Origin of the sequence: Shewanella sp. 4t3-1-2LB, from assembly GCF_017368415.1 — a bacterium.
Classification (GTDB): Bacteria; Pseudomonadota; Gammaproteobacteria; order Enterobacterales; family Shewanellaceae; genus Shewanella; species Shewanella fodinae.
On record NZ_JAFNJD010000015.1, the window covers coordinates 39,299 to 57,584 of the forward strand.

At 49.4% G+C, this 18,286-nt stretch carries 13 protein-coding genes; 1 reads left to right on the forward strand and 12 read right to left on the reverse strand.

Going from position 1 to position 18,286, the window contains the following annotated elements; genetic code table 11:
- Positions 1-3 precede the first annotated feature (3 nt).
- The 8 genes from J3L11_RS07615 to pnp form a co-directional block, all read right to left on the reverse strand.
- Positions 4-1,221, reverse strand: coding sequence for a phosphopentomutase (locus J3L11_RS07615; protein WP_189617156.1), 1,218 nt, complete (start codon positions 1,219-1,221; stop codon positions 4-6).
- Complete coding sequence (gene deoA, locus J3L11_RS07620) at positions 1,218-2,564, reverse strand: thymidine phosphorylase (RefSeq protein WP_207570639.1); 1,347 nt, start codon at positions 2,562-2,564, stop codon at positions 1,218-1,220. The genes J3L11_RS07615 and deoA overlap by 4 nt, the downstream gene beginning before the upstream one ends.
- Positions 2,565-2,644: 80 nt before the next feature.
- Complete coding sequence (deoC, locus tag J3L11_RS07625; RefSeq protein WP_207570640.1) at positions 2,645-3,418, reverse strand: deoxyribose-phosphate aldolase; 774 nt, start codon at positions 3,416-3,418, stop codon at positions 2,645-2,647.
- 376 nt (positions 3,419-3,794) lie between these two features.
- Entirely contained in the window at positions 3,795-5,291 is a 1,497-nt protein-coding gene (locus J3L11_RS07630; RefSeq protein ID WP_207570641.1) for a NupC/NupG family nucleoside CNT transporter, read from the reverse strand.
- A 165-nt stretch (positions 5,292-5,456) separates the two neighbouring features.
- Positions 5,457-6,248 carry a TatD family hydrolase gene (locus J3L11_RS07635; protein WP_242695136.1) on the reverse strand — a complete coding sequence of 264 codons (792 nt, stop codon included), beginning with the start codon at positions 6,246-6,248 and terminating at the stop codon, positions 5,457-5,459.
- Between the two features lie 282 nt (positions 6,249-6,530).
- Positions 6,531-8,120: a peptide chain release factor 3 gene (prfC, locus tag J3L11_RS07640; RefSeq protein ID WP_133039760.1), complete on the reverse strand. Its 1,590-nt coding sequence runs from the start codon at positions 8,118-8,120 to the stop codon at positions 6,531-6,533.
- A 193-nt stretch (positions 8,121-8,313) separates the two neighbouring features.
- Positions 8,314-9,213, reverse strand: a complete 900-nt coding sequence (gene nlpI, locus J3L11_RS07645; protein WP_189617161.1) for a lipoprotein NlpI — start codon at positions 9,211-9,213, stop codon at positions 8,314-8,316.
- A gap of 147 nt (positions 9,214-9,360) precedes the next feature.
- Entirely contained in the window at positions 9,361-11,475 is a 2,115-nt protein-coding gene (pnp, locus tag J3L11_RS07650) for a polyribonucleotide nucleotidyltransferase (protein WP_189617162.1), read from the reverse strand.
- Positions 11,476-11,695: 220 nt separating this feature from the next.
- Between pnp and J3L11_RS07655 the strand changes: the two genes are divergently transcribed.
- Positions 11,696-13,732: an EAL domain-containing protein gene (locus J3L11_RS07655; RefSeq protein ID WP_207570643.1), complete on the forward strand. Its 2,037-nt coding sequence runs from the start codon at positions 11,696-11,698 to the stop codon at positions 13,730-13,732.
- A gap of 59 nt (positions 13,733-13,791) precedes the next feature.
- Here J3L11_RS07655 and rpsO read toward each other — a convergent pair whose 3' ends face one another.
- The 4 genes from rpsO to infB all read right to left on the reverse strand — a co-directional run bounded on the left by rpsO (position 13,792) and on the right by infB (position 18,265).
- On the reverse strand, positions 13,792-14,061 hold the full coding sequence (gene rpsO / locus J3L11_RS07660) for a 30S ribosomal protein S15 (RefSeq protein WP_133039757.1): 270 nt from the start codon (positions 14,059-14,061) through the stop codon (positions 13,792-13,794).
- Positions 14,062-14,156: 95 nt separating this feature from the next.
- Positions 14,157-15,107, reverse strand: a complete 951-nt coding sequence (gene truB / locus J3L11_RS07665) for a tRNA pseudouridine(55) synthase TruB (RefSeq protein WP_207570644.1) — start codon at positions 15,105-15,107, stop codon at positions 14,157-14,159.
- Positions 15,107-15,523: a 30S ribosome-binding factor RbfA gene (gene rbfA, locus J3L11_RS07670; protein WP_207570645.1), complete on the reverse strand. Its 417-nt coding sequence runs from the start codon at positions 15,521-15,523 to the stop codon at positions 15,107-15,109. Before rbfA ends, truB begins: the two co-directional genes overlap by 1 nt.
- Positions 15,524-15,586: 63 nt before the next feature.
- Positions 15,587-18,265, reverse strand: a complete 2,679-nt coding sequence (gene infB / locus J3L11_RS07675) for a translation initiation factor IF-2 (protein ID WP_189617166.1) — start codon at positions 18,263-18,265, stop codon at positions 15,587-15,589.
- Between the last annotated feature and the right edge of the window lie 21 nt (positions 18,266-18,286).

Below are 18,286 nucleotides of genomic sequence, written 5' to 3' on the forward strand. Positions count from 1 at the left end.
GCATTACGGCAGAAAAGATTCACCATAAGCCATAGGCGCTAGCCCAAAATATTGAGCAATACTCTGCCCGATATCCGCAAAACTGTTGCGACGTCCCAGTGACCCGGCGCGCAATCCAGCGCCCAGTGCGAGGACTGGGACATGTTCACGGGTGTGATCGCTACCCGGCCAAGTGGGATCACAACCATGATCAGCGGTCAGCAGCAATAGATCGTCTGCCTGTAATAGTGCCAGCAACTCTGGCAAGCGCTGATCAAAATACTCCAGCGCCCCGGCGTAACCCGCCACATCGCGCCGATGCCCAAACTGGGAATCAAAATCCACAAAATTAGTGAATACGATCGTATTGTCGGCGGCGCATTTTACCTGCTCAAGGGTGCTGTCGAACAGCGCTTCCAGCCCTGAAGCCTTGACTTTTTTGGTAATGCCGCAGTGTGCGTATATATCGGCAATTTTGCCAACACTGATAACGTCGCCACCCGCTGCTTTCAATTTGTCTAAAACTGTCGCTGCTGGCGGTTCCACTGCATAATCACGGCGGTTACCGGTACGGCTAAACGCCCCGCGTCCACTGCCGACAAATGGCCGGGCAATCACTCGCCCAATGTTGTAGGGTTCTAATTCTTCACGGGCGATTTCACACAAGTGATACAGCTTGTCTAATCCAAAGGTTTGCTCATGGCAGGCAATCTGAAATACCGAATCTGCCGAAGTATAAAAAATCGGTAACCCGGTCTGCATATGCTGCTCCCCGAGTTCATCGAGGATCACCGTACCAGACGCATGACAATTACCGAGGAAGCCACTGAGGCCAGCGCGAGCCAGAATCTTATCGGTGAGTTCCTGCGGAAACGATTGCTGCCGCTCGCTGAAATAGCCCCAATCAAATAACACCGGAACCCCCGCCATTTCCCAATGGCCGCTAGGGGTATCTTTACCAGAACTCAGTTCTGCTGCGTACCCATAAGCGCCGCTGACCGGAGTGGCGCCGCTAAATCCGGCTGGCATGGTACCAGAGCTTTCCTGAGCGGCATGCGCCAGACCCAATCGCGCCAAATTTGGCAATGACAGCGGCCCGTGACGGCCAATATTTGCTTGGCCGTTGGCACACCGCTCGGCGATATGGCCGAAAGTATCAGCGCCAACATCACCAAATTTATCGGCATCAGCTGTCGCGCCGATACCAAAAGAATCCAGCATTAAAATAATACAGCGTTTCATTTACTCTCCACGGCCATATCTGTATCGCGGATACAGCCATAAATCTCTGGCGGGCATTCGCGTTCAGCATCGCCTAGTTGCACTGCTTGGCGCACCATAGCTGCCGCCTGTTGCCATTCGTTGTCGTTGCGGGCATGCAATAGCGCTAACGGTTGCTGTGGTTGCAGACGCTGACCTAAAGTACAGAGCTCACTCAGCCCAACACTGTAATCCAACATATCGCCAGGCTTACGGCGACCACCACCCAGCGCCACCACTGCTAACCCCAGTTGGCGGGTATCGATGGCCTGCACGATGCCGGTAGTCTCGGCATACACAGGTTTGCAAACCGGTACTTGAGGCAGATAGTCTTGATAGTGCTCGATAAAATCCGCAGGTCCGCCAAGTGCCGTCACCATCCGGCCAAAACGTTCCGCCGCTTGACCATTATCTAGTACCTGCTGCAATTGCCGTCTGGCATCAGTATCGTTTTGTGCCAAACCGCCGAGCTGTAATAATTCACTGCACAGCGCCATAGTAACGTCAAACAGTCGAGGATTGCGCTGCTCACCCGTGAGAAAACGCACCGCTTCGGCAACTTCTAAGGCATTACCGGCACTGGAAGCCAGCACCTGGTTCATATCGGTCAGCAGTGCTGACGTGTGCGTTCCGGCGCCATTTGCCACGCTGACAATAGATTGCGCTAAGGCCTGTGATTCGGCCATAGAGGGCATAAAGGCACCGCTGCCCACTTTCACATCCATCACCAGAGCATCGAGGTTACAAGCAAGCTTCTTTGACAAAATAGAGGCCGTGATCAAGGCTATCGATTCCACCGTCGCCGTGTTATCACGGATGGCATAAAAGCGCTTATCGGCGGGTACCAAGTCGCTTGTCTGCCCAATAATGGCCACACCGACCTGTTTGACCGTGTTGCGAAAGCGCTGGCTGTCAGGCTCTGTCCGATAACCGGGGATAGCATCCAGCTTATCCAGTGTACCGCCAGTGTGGCCAAGACCGCGGCCGGAAATCATCGGCACGTAGCCACCACAAGCGGCTATCATCGGCCCCAGCATCAAGCTAGTACAATCGCCAACGCCACCAGTACTGTGCTTGTCCAGCACCGGTCCTGGTAACTGTAGGCTATCCCAATTCAACACCTGTCCAGAGTCACGCATGGCTTGCGTTAGCGCTATGCGTTCAGCCATATCCATCCCCTGGAAGTAAACCGCCATGCCTAAGGCGGCGATCTGCCCTTCAGAGATGCTGTTGTTGGTGATGCCATTGACAAAAAAGGTGATTTCAGACGCAGTCAGCGCCTGACCATTACGTTTTTTGCGAATGATTTCCTGTGCCAGATACATCAGTTGCTCCTGCGTTGTGAGTCAGAATTCTGTGACTGACCGCCATGTGGTCAATACTCTGCCATAACGCGTTGTTTAACTCAGTAACCTTGAGCTTCACCGGGTGCCTGACCCAGTTCCAGCGTATGCAGCAGATTAGTGAGCAGACTAGAAGCTCCAAAACGGAAGGTGCGGGGACTGATCCAATCCGCCCCTAAAATACGCTGGGCTACCCCAAGAAACTCCGCGGCTTGCGCGGCATCGCGAACACCACCGGCTGGCTTAAAACCTACTTGAGGATTTTTCTCGCTGATAACCGTCAGCATAATTTCAGCCGCTTCAATAGTGGCATTTACCGGCACTTTGCCGGTTGAGGTTTTGATAAAATCGGCACCCGCGTCAATTGCGATTTCGGAGGCTTTACGGATCAATGCTGGATCTTGCAATTCACCACTTTCAATAATGACTTTCAGTAAAGCTTGCTTACCACAAGCTTGCTTACAGGCTTTGACTAACTCGTACCCAATCGTCTCGTTACCCGCCATCAACGCCCGATAGGGGAACACCACATCCACTTCGTCAGCGCCGTAAGCGACAGCGGCTTTGGTCTCCAACAACGCAATATCGAGGTCGTCATTACCGTGAGGGAAATTGGTCACAGTTGCCACTTTTACATCTGTCGCACCAATACTATTTAGGGTTTTACGGGCGATAGGAACAAAGCGTGGGTATACACACACAGCAGCAGTATTGCCCGCTGGGGTTTGCGCTTTATGGCACAAGGCAATGACTTTCTGCTCGGTGTCATCGTCGTTCAGCGTAGTCAAATCCATCAGTCGAATGGCCTGACGGGCGGCCTGTTTCAAATCAGTCATGGGTAAGCTCTCCGAGAAATAATCTGTTCATCACTGGTTACCACTACCAGCGACATGACATCCCGCGCTGGTACGCACATGACGACCAATCATCGGGCTCACGACTTGGCTCCGTGAAGACCGGAAAGGATTGCCCCAAGGGCACCCTCACCGCGAAAAATTCCTTTTTAACGCGAAAAATAGCTGAATCAATACGCCGTTACTGGCAAGCAACACAGCAAGGGACGAGTGACTCCTGCAAGGCGGCCAATAATATACCGCGGATAATTTCATTTCCAGAACCAGCGGTTCAGATTAACGAACAATTATTGAAAAATAGCTGTAGCGGCAAATTGACGCGCGGGCCAGAGACATAGATCTGGCCCGTCAACAGAGGTCAGGAAAGAGCGACAAACAAACCGGCAAGTGTGGCGCTCATCAAGTTAGCCAGCGAACCGGCGATAACTGCGCGCATCCCTAGTTTCGCCAACTCATGACGACGGTTGGGTGCCATGCCGCCAAGCCCCCCCAGCAGAATGGCAATGGAGGAAAGGTTGGCAAAACCACACAAGGCGAAAGATACAATGGCTTTGGTTTTATCAGTCATCACCATACCGGTTTCAGCCACCAGCTTGCCACCTTCAGCCAGATCTTTCAGATAAGGGGCAAAATTAGAGTAAGCCACAAATTCATTGACCACTATCTTCTGGCCGATAAAGGAACCAGCAAGCATCGCCTCTTTCCAGGGTACGCCAATCATCCAGGCCAGAGGCATAAACAGGTAACCGAGGATCATTTCCAAGGAAATTTTAGCGGCTGCAGCATCAACAACCGCCTTGGTTGCAGTTGCTAATTCAGGTTGTTGCAGCTTACTAAACTGCTCAATCACCAGTTGTCGGTCAATATCGGTAATTGTTAAGGCCGTTACCGCCACATGCGCTTGATCAGCCAGTGCTTGCACACTGCTGTTGAACGCTGCCTGCAATTCCGGAGTCGCTGCTGCGGCAGTTTTTAATGCCTCAAATGCTGTTGCGAGCGCGGCATTGCCATAGCCAAACCAACCACCGATACCACCAATAATGCTGTTGATTAAGGCAATAAGGCCAATAAATGCCAGCAGCATAGCACCGACGTTCAATGCCAGTTGCATACCAGCGGAGGCGCCACTAGCCGCCGCATCCAACACATTGGCAGGCTTATCGGGATCATCTGGCAGCGCCACAATATCATCATGTGGGGCTTCGGTTTCTGGATGCATCAATTTAGCCATCAATAACCCGCCAGGTGCCGCCATAAATGAAGCGGCCACCAGATACTCCATTGGTACGCCCATTTGCGCATAACCTGCCATAACTGAACCGGCAATGGATGCCATACCGCCCACCATAATGGCGAACAGTTCAGATTGCGTCATGGTGGGAATAAAAGGCCGCACCACTAATGGCGCTTCGGTTTGACCGACAAAAATATTGGCGGTGGCCGACATAGATTCAGTGCGACTGGTACCCAGCGCTTTCTGAAGCGCACCACCCAATAAGCGGATCACCCACTGCATGATGCCCAGATGATATAACACCGCGATCAACGAGGAGAAAAAGACAATCACCGGCAACACATGAATCACAAAGATAAAGCCGACTTTAAAGTTAGCTAGGTCGCCAAACAGGAAACGAATACCATCGTTAGCCTTATCGATGACACTATACACTGCGTCGGAAACACCTTTAAGGATGTCTTTACCTACCGGCACATACAGAACAAAGCCACCAAAAGCCGCCTGGATCAGAAAAGCACCGCCGACAGTGCGCAAATTTATCGCTTTCTTATTGTTGGAAAACAAGAAGCCAATAAACAGTAGGAAAAACAATCCCACTAAACTCATGACGATACTCATTAACTATCCCTTTTTATTGTTAATTGCTTTGTTAATGGCGTTAACCGACCTTTATTTGGGCGGCATTATAACCAACGGGCGCCACAAAATCGCCTGCTGTAGTACATTTTAGGGTTTATTTTTCAAAACCTTACAAAAAACTTTGCGATGTTCCCTTAATTCTATTTAGCGCTCAAACAGTTGAACAAAATTATTCTGTAACTGTTCTGATACCAGAACGGCAGTTTTCTCCTGCAATATTGCTATCTCAGCCACCACCGCCAGTATCGTTAACGGCGTGTTGCGCGCTGGCCGCAGCGCTGCTGGTGCCATGGCTGGCGCATCAGTTTCCACCAACAACGCAGGTAGCGGCAAACGCTTCACCGCGCTACGCAGCTTTTTAGCGGATGCCTCAAGTAACAAACCACCGATCCCCAAACGAAAACCCATCTGCCAGTATTGCATAGCCACTTCATAGCTGCCGCTGAAACCATGAATAACACCATGACAGCTAGGGTATTTTTGCAAAAGCGCCTGCATCGCCGCGTGACAATGCACCGCGTGCAACACTACCGGCAATTGGTATTTCACCGCTAATGCCAACTGCGCGTCCAATAAAACCATTTGTTGCTCCCAGGCAACGCGACGAACATCGTCTTCCGCGAATTTTGCTCTGGGTTTGTCAAGACCACACTCGCCTACGGCCACCAGCAATGGATCAGCCAAGTGCTGCTGAAGTTGACGCTCCAATAAAGCCACCGCCGCAGGAATATCTGTCGGGCAATACCAAGGATGAATGCCGAGTGCATAAGGGCATTGAAAGGCAGCAGCAATCTGTTGCTGTTTGGCCCAATCAGCAGGTGACACGCCCGGAATTAATGCACCGCTAATCCCTGCCTGTTGCATTTCAAGGAACAGTTGCTCACGGTCGCCATCGAACTCGATGGCATCAAGATGGGCGTGAGAATCAGTCAGCATCGATATATTCATAATGACGAGCCAAGCAGTATTATTGAAGACACACTGCGGCTTGCATTATCTCCAACTAATTGGTTGGATCTTTGCTAAATGGTTTTTTCTCGAGTGGCGGATCCTGCAAACGCGGCATACAACAGCGTTGGCTGTTCTCAGTCAAACCCATCTTATCGCACCAACTGGTGTATTTAAGCCAGCCACGTTTTATCAGTGAAAGCATTTTATTCATGTTGCCAACCCTTTCTATGCGCCCAAGAAAAAAGCGGAGTATGACTCCGCCTTTTATCAGTGTTCTCGCGTTTTGGCAAATTCAATGTCGGGATAACGTTCCATCGACAAGTTGAGATTGACCATAGTCGGCGCGATATAAGTGAGGTTATCGCCGCCATCCAATGCCAAATTAACAGTGCATTTACGTTGAAATTCATCCAGTTTTTTAGCGTCGTTGCAATATACCCAACGCGCGGTTGCAACGTTGACAGCTTCGTAAATGGCTTCAACGTTATATTCAGATTTCAAGCGGCCGACAACCACTTCAAACTGCAGCACCCCAACGGCGCCTACAATCAGATCGTTATTCTCTAGCGGCCGGAATACCTGAACCGCGCCTTCTTCTGACAACTGTACCAAGCCTTTAAGCAATTGCTTTTGTTTCAGCGGATCTTTAAGACGAATACGCCGGAACATTTCTGGGGCAAAATTAGGAATACCGGTAAATTTCAGTTCTTCGCCCTGCGTAAATGTATCGCCAATCTGAATAGTACCGTGATTGTGTAATCCGATAATATCACCAGCAAAGGCTTCTTCTGCGCGTTCGCGATCACCCGCCATAAAAGTTACTGCATCGGAAATGCTCACCGTTTTGCCGATGCGCACATGCTTCATCTTCATCCCTTGGGTGTACTGTCCAGACACTACGCGCATAAAGGCGATGCGATCGCGGTGTTTCGGGTCCATATTGGCCTGAATTTTAAATACAAAACCGGAGAAATTTTCTTCCGTTGCTTCAACCAGTCGGTCACTGCTTTGCCGCGGCTTCGGCGCGGGTGCCCATTGGGTAAGACCATCCAACATATGATCTACCCCAAAGTTGCCTAACGCCGTACCAAAAAATACCGGTGTTAATTCGCCGCTCAGGAACAGCTCTTCATCGAACTCATTGGAGGCGCCGCGCACCAGCTCCAGCTCTTCGCGCAATTGCTGGGCTAAATCGCTGCCAACAGCATTATCCAATTCTGGGTTATTCAACCCCTTAATAATGCGTACTTCCTGAATGGTATGACCTAAACCACTGTGGTACAGGATGGTTTCATCGCGATGCAGGTGATACACGCCTTTAAAAGACTTACCACAACCAATAGGCCAACTGATGGGCGCACACATGATGTTCAGCTCGTTTTCCACTTCATCGAGCAATTCCATCGGATCGCGGATGTCACGGTCTAGCTTGTTCATAAAGGTGATAATCGGGGTATCACGCAAGCGGGTGACTTCCATCAGCTTACGGGTACGGTCTTCCACACCTTTGGCGGCATCAATCACCATCAAGCAGGAGTCAACGGCAGTAAGTGTACGATAGGTATCTTCCGAGAAATCTTCATGCCCCGGCGTATCTAACAGGTTCACCAAGCAATCATTGTAAGGGAATTGCATGACTGAGGTGGTTACCGAGATACCACGTTCTTTCTCCATCTCCATCCAGTCAGACTTAGCATGCTGACCTGAGCCGCGACCTTTTACCGTTCCCGCTTGCTGGATCAGATGGCCGTGCAGCAGCACTTTCTCCGTAATGGTGGTCTTACCCGCGTCAGGGTGCGAAATAATGGCGAAAGTTCGGCGTTTGCCCACTTCCTGCTGGATTAGCTTATTCGACATGGATAACTATCTTCTGCATAAATGGCGCCGACACGACGAGTAACCAGCGGTGCCGGAGCGCGGATGACAACTGTTAAAGGCGGCTATTTTCTATGATCTTGACGGGATAAACAACGTACAAACCTGAAACTCTGGTAAAAGCCTTGAACAACTGTGGCAAGCGGCAACCGTAGTTGCCGCTAATCTGAGAGCATTACAGCGAACTGTCTTTACTGTTATCCATGGTATTTGCCAATAGCGCCAACTCAACCCGAGCATATCGATGTTCAACAAAGTCATAGATATTGGTTGCCAGCGCCAGTCGCAGGTAGTTAGCGGCCTTGTCATTTTGCTGCTGTTCTTCCGCTATTTTTGCCAGATAAAAGTAAGCTTCGCAGAGACGTTCAGCATATTCAGCAGGCCCTTTCAACCCCTGTTTTGCCAATGCAAAAACCTGGGCTTCCGAGGTTTTACCCAACACATAATCCACCAGTACTGTCGACCAGGTGTCATCATTGAGTTTGCTGCGATTATGCTGCATCGTGAGCAATGCCTGTTTCGGCTCGAGCTGATACTCAGCCAGATATAGCCACAAGACTCGATAACCATCGGATGGCTCTTTGTTCAGAAAGGACTGCATATCGTCCACAGCCAGCTGTGGTCTGTCACCATAATAAAGCGCTAAGCCACGGTTGAGATAGGCATAGTCATAATCAGGCGCCAGCTCTAATGCGGAATCAAAAGCCTCGTAAGCAGCATCAAACTCACCTTCCTGGGTATAGTAAATGCCGATAAAGTTGTACGCATCAGCCAAGTCAGGTTGTAACTTCAACGCCTCGTGAAACTCAATACGCGCCATGATGCGTAAACCAAGACGATCGTATATTACGCCACGATCATAATGAAAACGCGCGAGCTGCTGCTGAGTAAGCTTGGCATTGGAAATAATCTCATTCAGCTTTGCCAGGGCGATTTCCATCTTGTAATCAGGCAACAACGGCGCGACCAATAACTGCCCTTGATTATCAGCAGCAGACGTTGCCGCACAACCGCCGTTTAGGAGACTGCCAACAGCCACAACGCAAAATACGGCAGCCCGCAAATTCAAATTCATTCAAAAGTCCTTCTTAATTCCAATGCGCTGTTCATCATAGCAACAGAGCGGAGCCACTGCCATCGGCCAAGTTACCCTACGACATAAAAAAACTATGGGCAAATAAAAAAGGAGATCCGAAGATCTCCTTAAAACTGTGTCAATGACTTATTCAGCTGAATCAGTCGGTGCAGCCGCAGCAGCCTGTTGCGCTTCCTTAATGGACAGACGCACACGCCCCTGACGATCCACTTCCATCACTTTAACAGTGACTTCTTGATTCAGTTGCAGATAGTCAGATACGTTAGCAACACGTTCTTCAGCAATCTGTGAGATATGAACTAAACCATCTTTGCCCGGCAGGATATTCACAAAGGCACCGAAATCCACGATACGGATAACTTTACCTTTATAGATACGGCCAACTTCCACTTCAGAGGTGATCTCTTCAATACGGCGAATGGCTTCCTTGGTAGCATCCGCGTTATTAGAAGCAATCTTCACTGTGCCATCGTCTTCCAACTCAATAGTGGTGCCAGTTTCTTCAGTCAACGCACGGATAGTCGCGCCACCTTTACCAATCACTTCACGGATTTTCTCTGGATTGATCTTGATAGTGGTGATACGAGGAGCATGATCAGAGATTTCTGGACGGGCTTTATTAATCGCCTGATCCATCACGTTTAGGATATGCACACGCGCACCGTAAGCCTGCTGCAGCGCAATTTCCATGATCTCTTTGGTGATACCTTCGATCTTGATATCCATCTGCAACGCAGTAACACCATCACGGGTACCGGCGACTTTGAAGTCCATGTCACCCAGGTGATCTTCATCACCCAGAATGTCTGACAGCACCACAAAATCATCACCTTCTTTCACTAAGCCCATGGCAATACCGGCAACAGAAGTCTTGATAGGCACACCAGCATCCATTAACGCCAGAGAGCTACCACACACAGAAGCCATTGAGCTAGAACCGTTTGATTCGGTGATTTCAGATACCACGCGCACACTGTAAGGAAATTCCGCTTCTGATGGCATAACCGCATTAACACCGCGCCAAGCCAACTTACCATGACCAATCTCACGGCGTTTTGGTGAACCAACCATACCGGTTTCACCTACAGAGAACGGCGGGAAGTTGTAATGCAGCATAAAGCGTTTGGTACGCTCACCCAGAATAGAATCGACTTTCTGAGCATCGCGTTCAGTCCCCAGAGTACAAGTAACCAACGCCTGAGTTTCACCACGAGTGAACAATGCGCTACCGTGAGTACGGGGCAATACACCTGCCATTACGCTCAACGCACGCACCATATCCGGTTCACGACCATCGATACGAGGCAAACCTTTCAGAATACGGCTACGTACTACGCGTTTTTCCAAACTACCGAGCAAGTTGTCAGCCTCAGTGGTATCCAGTTGCGGATCTTCAGCTAGTAACTTTTCAACCACGGCTTTCTTGATATCTGCCACAGCCTGATAACGTTCCTGCTTGGCAGTAATCTGATAAGCGGCAGTAAAATCTGCTTCGGCAAGCGCTTTGATCTTCTCTGCCAGCGTTTCATTTTTTACTGGCGCAGTCCAATCCCAACGAGGTTTACCGGCTTCTTTCTGGAATTCAGCAATGGCCTCGATAACCACTTGCTGCTGCTCGTGACCATAAACGACCGCACCCAGCATCACTTCCTCTGGCAGAATATTCGCTTCCGATTCCACCATCAGTACCGCATTTTTAGTACCGGCAACAACCAAGTCCAAATCGCTGTTATCCAGCTCCGCAACACTTGGATTCAGGACATATTCACCATTAATGTAACCCACCCGGGCGGAACCCAACGGACCATTAAATGGAATACCAGAAATAGCCAATGCAGCTGAAGTACCAATCATCGAGATGATATCTGGATCAATCTGCGGATCGACTGAAACCACAGTAATGATGACCTGAACTTCATTGGTGAAACCATCGGGAAACAGAGGACGTATAGGACGATCGATTAAACGGGCAACCAACGTTTCATCTTCGGAGGGACGACCTTCGCGTTTGAAAAAACCACCGGGAATTTTACCGGCTGCATAGGTTTTTTCCTGATAGTTAACAGTAAGAGGAAAGAAGTCACGGCTTGGGTCTGATTCTTTCTTACCGACTACGGTTACCAGAACGGTGGTGTCGCCCATACTTGCAAGAACGGCACCATCGGCCTGGCGTGCGATTACGCCTGTTTCCAGAGAAACTGTGTGCTGACCATATTTAAAACTTTTTACTATTGGATTCACGTGACCCATTCCTTAATTTCAATAACCTTGAATTCGCGCGTAAGTATACTGCAAAGCAGTTGTACAGATAAAGAGCGTAACCAAGTGACAAAACAACAACTTTCCCATAAAGTAAGATCTCTGGGATTCATTCCATAAAATATGCAGTTATGGACTAACATTATTCGTATATAAACCGACGGTGCCTTTAAAAAGGGCTTAGATGCAAAGGAAGAAGCGGATGCGGGCCAGACGTTTCAAGTCGTTGACGTGGAAACAAACCAATCTGGTGGTATTTACAGCGCTTTTTTTCGCTATTGCTATCTTTATCGTTGAAATTTTGATGGTGCTATCCACCGAACGTGAAACGCTAAAGCGCAGCCAAAAAGAAGTTGTCGATTCTGTTGAACAGCCCGTAGAAAATGCGGTTTGGGCACTGGATGACAATCTTGCCAAACAAACGCTGGAAGGTTTACTGAAAGTCGATTATGTCGGTTCAGCCATCATTACCCTAGATGATGGCAATACCTTTGTTAGTGTGGGTAACACAACATCTCTGCCGGACGATATCTTTTCTGCCATCAGCCTGAAGTTATTTGGTGAATTTCGCCAAATCAACCGTCAACTGCATCAGCCTACATACCTAGGAAATGACGAAAAACCACAGTTAATAGGCACGCTGCAGATAAATTACAATACCCGCGAGTTAACAGAGCGACTGATCAGCCAGTTAAAAGTGAGTTTTACGGCGACGCTGGCACGAGCCCTCTTTATTACCCTAGTGTTATCTTTGGTATTTCACCGATTTCTGACGCAACCCATTGCGAGAATCGGTGAAGCGATTGACCGCATCGATCCCGAATGCCCTGACGAGCATCTGTTACCACTACTAAACAACCACAAAGACGATGAATTAGGATTGGTTGCCTCGAAATTAAATCAAATTTTGGTGCAATTCAGTAAGGCCCAAGAAAAACTCAGGAAAATGGCGACCCGAGATTCACTTACCGGGTTACCAAACCGTACGCTGCTGTTGGAAACCCTCACAGTTGCGATTCAGCGAGCAAATGTTCGCAAAAGTAACCTAGCGCTGCTGTTTATTGACTTAGATCGGTTTAAAAATATCAATGACTCATTGGGACATTCGTTAGGCGATCAATATTTGATCCGTATTGCACTGCTACTGAAACGTTTTGTAGACAACCGAGGATTAGTGGTGCGCTTGGGTGGTGACGAGTTTGTAATTCTGGCCGAAGATCTGCATTCTCCTAGCCAAGTAGCAGATTTTGTGGAAAAACTTTTTGAACAGTTAAAGATGACCATTAAGCTGGGCGACCATACTGTACATCCTGCGGCATCAGTGGGGATCTCGTTTTACCCTGACGATGGTGAAACAGCGGAAGATCTGATCCGCCATGCCGACATTGCCATGTATAGCGCCAAAGCTGCAGGCTCCAACCACTGGGCATTTTTCAAGCAACAGATGACAGAACGTGCCGTTACTCGTTTGCGAACAGAAGCCTCGCTGCACGACGCCATCAAAAATGACGAGTTTGTGTTGTATTTCCAACCACAGCTGGATCTACGAAGCGGCCATTTGATTGGTTGCGAAGCCCTGATCCGCTGGCAACGGGGAGACAAACTTGTCAGCCCAATGACTTTTATTCCCATTGCAGAAGAAACCGGCATTATTGTGGCAATCGGGGAATGGGTAATTGAGCAAAGTTGCAAGACACTCAATATGTGGCAAAAACTTTACAACTTCCAGACCACTATTGCCTGTAACGTATCCACAAAGCAATTCGCCGATCCTGGGCTTATTCCACATATTAAACGTTCGGCAATGCGCTATCAGATAAAACCTGAGTATCTGGAAATCGAAATCACCGAAACAGCCTTTATGAATGATGTCGAGCAGGCAGTATTAAAGCTGCAACAATTGCAATCTGCAGGCTTTGGTATTGCGGTGGATGACTTCGGAACTGGTTATTCATCGCTGTCTTATCTGCGTCGGCTACCACTGACGACACTCAAAATTGATCGCGCATTTATTTCTGAACTACCGGGTAATAGCGCTATCGCTTCCACTATTCTGACGTTAGGCAAGCAATTAGGGTTACAAATTATTGCGGAAGGGATTGAAAATAAACAACAGCTAGACTGGTTGGAAAGTCATGGTTGTGGTATCGGTCAAGGCTTCTACTTTAGCGAGCCATTGCCGTTGGCAGAGTTTGAAAAGCGTTATGTGGTAGCACAGCCCAGTAAGGTAGGGCTTTGATTGTTCAAAGAATAGATCAAAAAAGGAGGCGTAAGCCTCCTCTTTCGATGAGAAACTGATTAGCGACGCAGACCCAGTTTCTGGATCAAAGCAGCATAACGTTCAGCATCTTTCTTCTGCAGATAGCTCAACAACTTACGACGAGAGCTAACCATGCGCAACAGACCACGGCGAGAGTGATGATCTTTTGCGTGTTCTCTGAAATGATCCTGCAGATGATTGATCTGAGCAGTCAACAGGGCAACCTGAACTTCAGGTGAGCCAGTATCGTTTTCGCCGCGGCCAAATTCAGCCAGGATTTCAGCTTTCTTTTCAGTACTTAGTGACATGAGTCTCTCCAAATATTTAATCAAATGACCTCAGCCGATCACTAACTCAGCCGAGGGGCGCAGAATAATAACCTGTTACCTATTACAGTGCAAGTTCAGTCAACAGTAGTCTCGTGCATGACTATAAGGCGTTTAGGGGCTAGTAAACCATCATCGTTCATGGTGCCTACGCCGATAAATCGACGTGCTTCCCCCAAGGTGATACGCACCAATGCCGCTGGTTTTAATCCATTGACCCGCACCGGATTACCGTGCAACAGGTAAGTCCCTAATGCTTCTGGGACATTACATTCATCAAGATCTGCCACGGCCGCATCGGCAGGTAGCAACAATGGATCTAATAACTGTGACGGTGCAATCTCCTGTGCTATCGCCTCATCGAACAACTGTTGTAGTTGCTCCAGCGTGACCATACGTTCATAGGGATAATGACCAACCTGTAAACGCCGCAGCATAATCACATGCGCACCACAACCAAGCAGTTCACCAAGATCATCCACAATAGTACGAATATAGGTACCTTTAGAGCAGTGAATTTCCAGCGTCAGTTCATCATCTGTCAGCGCGATAAACTTGAGCTCGTACACTGTAATCGGCCGCGCTTCTCGTGGCACGTCTTTGCCCTCGCGGGCATATTTATAAAGAGGTTGTCCTTGATATTTCAGGGCCGAAAACATCGAAGGCACCTGTAAGGTGTCACCGCGAAAATGCGCTAACGCGGTTTCGAGTTGCGCCGAACTGAAAGTCAACGGCCGGGTGCTGACCACTTCACCATCAGCATCACTGGTATCGGTACGAACGCCGAGCTTAGCGGTAACCAGATAACGTTTGTCGGCATCCAACAGATGCTGTGAAAACTTAGTTGCTTCACCTAGGCAAACCGGCAGCATTCCCGTGGCTAAAGGGTCGAGCGCACCAGTATGACCCGCCTTAACCGCATTATAAATCCGCTTAACTTTCTGTAATGCGTGATTGGAACTCATGCCGGTGGGTTTATCCAACAGCACAACACCATCTACGAAACGGCCCTTAGGTCGTTTTGCCATTAGTTGTTTTCCTCATCCCCGGATGTTTCATCATCATGTTCAGACTGCTGATGTTTAGCTTTATCGCTATTCACAACCTGAGTTACCAGATTAGACATACGCATCCCTTCAACCAAGGATTTGTCGTAGACGAAACGCAGTTCCGGCATGACCCGCAATTGCATGCGACCGGCAACCAATGTACGGACATAAGGCGCTGCCTTGGTGAGTGCGGCCATTTTTTCCTGGATACGCTCTGGGTCTTCTTCAAACAGGGTGACATACACCTTGGCAAAACTCAGATCCCGTGACACGTCAACATCATTTACTGTCACCATGCCAATCCGGGGATCTTTCATATCACGTTGTAGCACAAAAGCCAGCTCTTGCTGTAACTGCTGTGCTATGCGTCGAGTACGGCTAAATTCTCTTGCCATTATCTTATTCCCCCAAATTAAGAAAGGCGGCCGAAGCCGCCCTTATTCGTCGCAACAGCCTGTTTAGAGTGTCCGGGCGACTTCGACGGTTTCAAATACTTCGATCTGATCGCCTACGCGAACATCATTATAGTTCTTCACACCGATACCACACTCAGTACCCGCTCGAACTTCGCTGACGTCATCTTTGAAGCGTCGCAGAGATTCCAGTTCACCTTCGAAGATCACCACGTTATCACGCAGCACTCGGATAGGCGCACTGCGCTTCACCTGACCTTCGGTGACCATACAACCTGCGATAGCACCCAGTTTTGGTGACTTGAACACGTCACGGACTTCCGCCATACCGATGATCTGCTGTTTGAATTCCGGCGCCAGCATACCACTCATGGCAGCCTTCACTTCGTCAATCAAATCGTAGATCACACTGTAGTAGCGCAAATCGACGCTTTCACTTTCAATCGTTTTACGTGCTTGCGCGTCTGCACGAACGTTGAAGCCTACCATAATGGCGTTAGAAGCTGCCGCCAGAGTAGCGTCGGTTTCTGTCAATGCACCAACACCGCTGGCGATGATGTTCACTTTGACTTCATCGGTAGACAATTTAGTCAGAGAATCTGAAATCGCTTCCAGAGAACCTTGAACGTCAGCCTTCAGTACAATATTCAGTTCCTGAATTTCGCCTTCAGTCATGTTGGCAAACATGTTTTCCAACTTGGCTTTCTGCTGACGCGCCAGTTTCACTTCACGGAATTTGCCCTGACGATATAACGCAACTTCACGGGCCTTACGTTCATCTTTCACAACGGTGGCTTCATCACCTGCTGATGGCACACCGGAAAGACCGAGGATCTCTACCGGAATCGATGGGCCAGCTTCAGTAATGCTGTTACCATCTTCGTCCTTCATTGCGCGGACTTTACCGTATTCCAGACCACACAGTACGATATCCCCTTGATGCAGAGTGCCTTCCTGAACCAGTACCGTAGCCACCGGGCCACGCCCTTTGTCCAGTTTGGATTCGATAACCACACCTGCAGCCATTCCGTCTCTGACGGCAGTCAGTTCTAGGACTTCGGCTTCTAGCAGAATCGCTTCCAACAATTCATCGACGCCTTGGCCTGTCTTGGCGGAAACGTAGACAAACATGTTCTGTCCGCCCCAATCTTCAGACATAACGCCATACTGTGACAACTCGCTCTTCACCCGTTCCACGTCAGCTTCTGGCTTATCAATCTTGTTGACAGCCACAATCAGCGGCGCACCGCCAGCTTTGGCGTGCTGGATAGCTTCGATGGTTTGCGGCATGACGCCATCATCGGCGGCAACCACCAGAATCACGATATCGGTCGCTTGGGCACCACGTGCACGCATCGCGGTAAATGCGGCGTGTCCTGGGGTATCGAGGAAGGTGATCATGCCGTTATCAGTCTGCACATGGTAAGCACCGATATGCTGAGTGATGCCACCCGCTTCGCCAGCTGCCACCTTAGTGCGACGGATATAGTCAAGCAGTGACGTTTTGCCGTGGTCAACATGCCCCATAATGGTCACCACAGGTGCGCGGGGCTCTACTTTGACATCTTCACCATCACGGTCGGCCAGTACTTCATGCTCCAGTTCGTTTTCACGCACCAGAATCACTTTATGACCCATTTCCTCGGCAACCAGTTGTGCAGTTTCCTGATCCAACACCTGGTTAATGGTGACCATCGAGCCCATTTTCATCATAGCTTTAATGATTTCAGTGGCCTTGACTGCCATACGCTGTGCCAGATCGTTAACAGTGATAGTTTCACCAATGCGCACATCACGGTTTACCGCAGCAACGGGTTTATTAAACCCATGCTTCATAGACTGAGGGGCTTTTGAGCGCAACATCCGCTCTTTACCACCATCACGGCTCAGGCGTTCTTCCTTAGAACGTTTTTTACCTGTGCTCTTATGACGGTTACGGCGGCCAGAGCGCTCTTCATCCATATCACTGGTATCTTCGGCAGCTCGCGCCACTTTAGAGGTGGTGATATGGTGATCGTTACGATTTTCCGCTTCTAGACGCTGGCGTTCTTCTTCCGCCCAACGCTTTTCATTCTCTTCAGCCAAACGACGCGCTTCGGCAGCGGCCTTTGCCGCTTCCTCATCCGCTTTGCGACGTACGGCTTCTTCCTGAGCTGCCTTCAGTCGAGCCGCTTCTATGCGCGCAGCTTCAGCGGCGGCGGCCTGCTCGGGGGTTAGTTCCACCGGTTTAGCTTTAGCGACATCAGTTTCAGCTTCGGCTTTCGCTTTAGCTTCGGCCTTTGCCTTGGCCTCCGCTTCGGCTTTGGCGGCCTTGGCCTTAGCTTCTGCTTCAGCTCGCGCCTTGGCTTCCGCTTCCGCTTTGGCTTTGGCCTCAGCTTCGGCTTTCGCCTTGGCTTCCGCTTCGGCAGCCTGACGCGCCAGCTCGGCTGGGTCGCGTTTTACGAAGGTACGCGTTTTACGCACTTCCACTTTGACATCTTTTGATTGACCACCAGAACCGGACACACTCAGCGTAGACACGGTCTTGCGCTGTAATGTCATCCGCGCTGGCGCGCTGTCCTGACCATGCTGCTGTTTCAGATGTTCCAGCAGTTGGTGTTTTTCAGATTCAGTCACGCGATCATTGCGTTTCTTCTTTATGCCGGCTTTGGAAAATTGTTCGATCAGCCGATCAACATCTTTTCCAACTTCCATGGCCAACTTTTCTACAGTAGTTTCTGCCATCAGTTACTTCCCCCTGTTGAT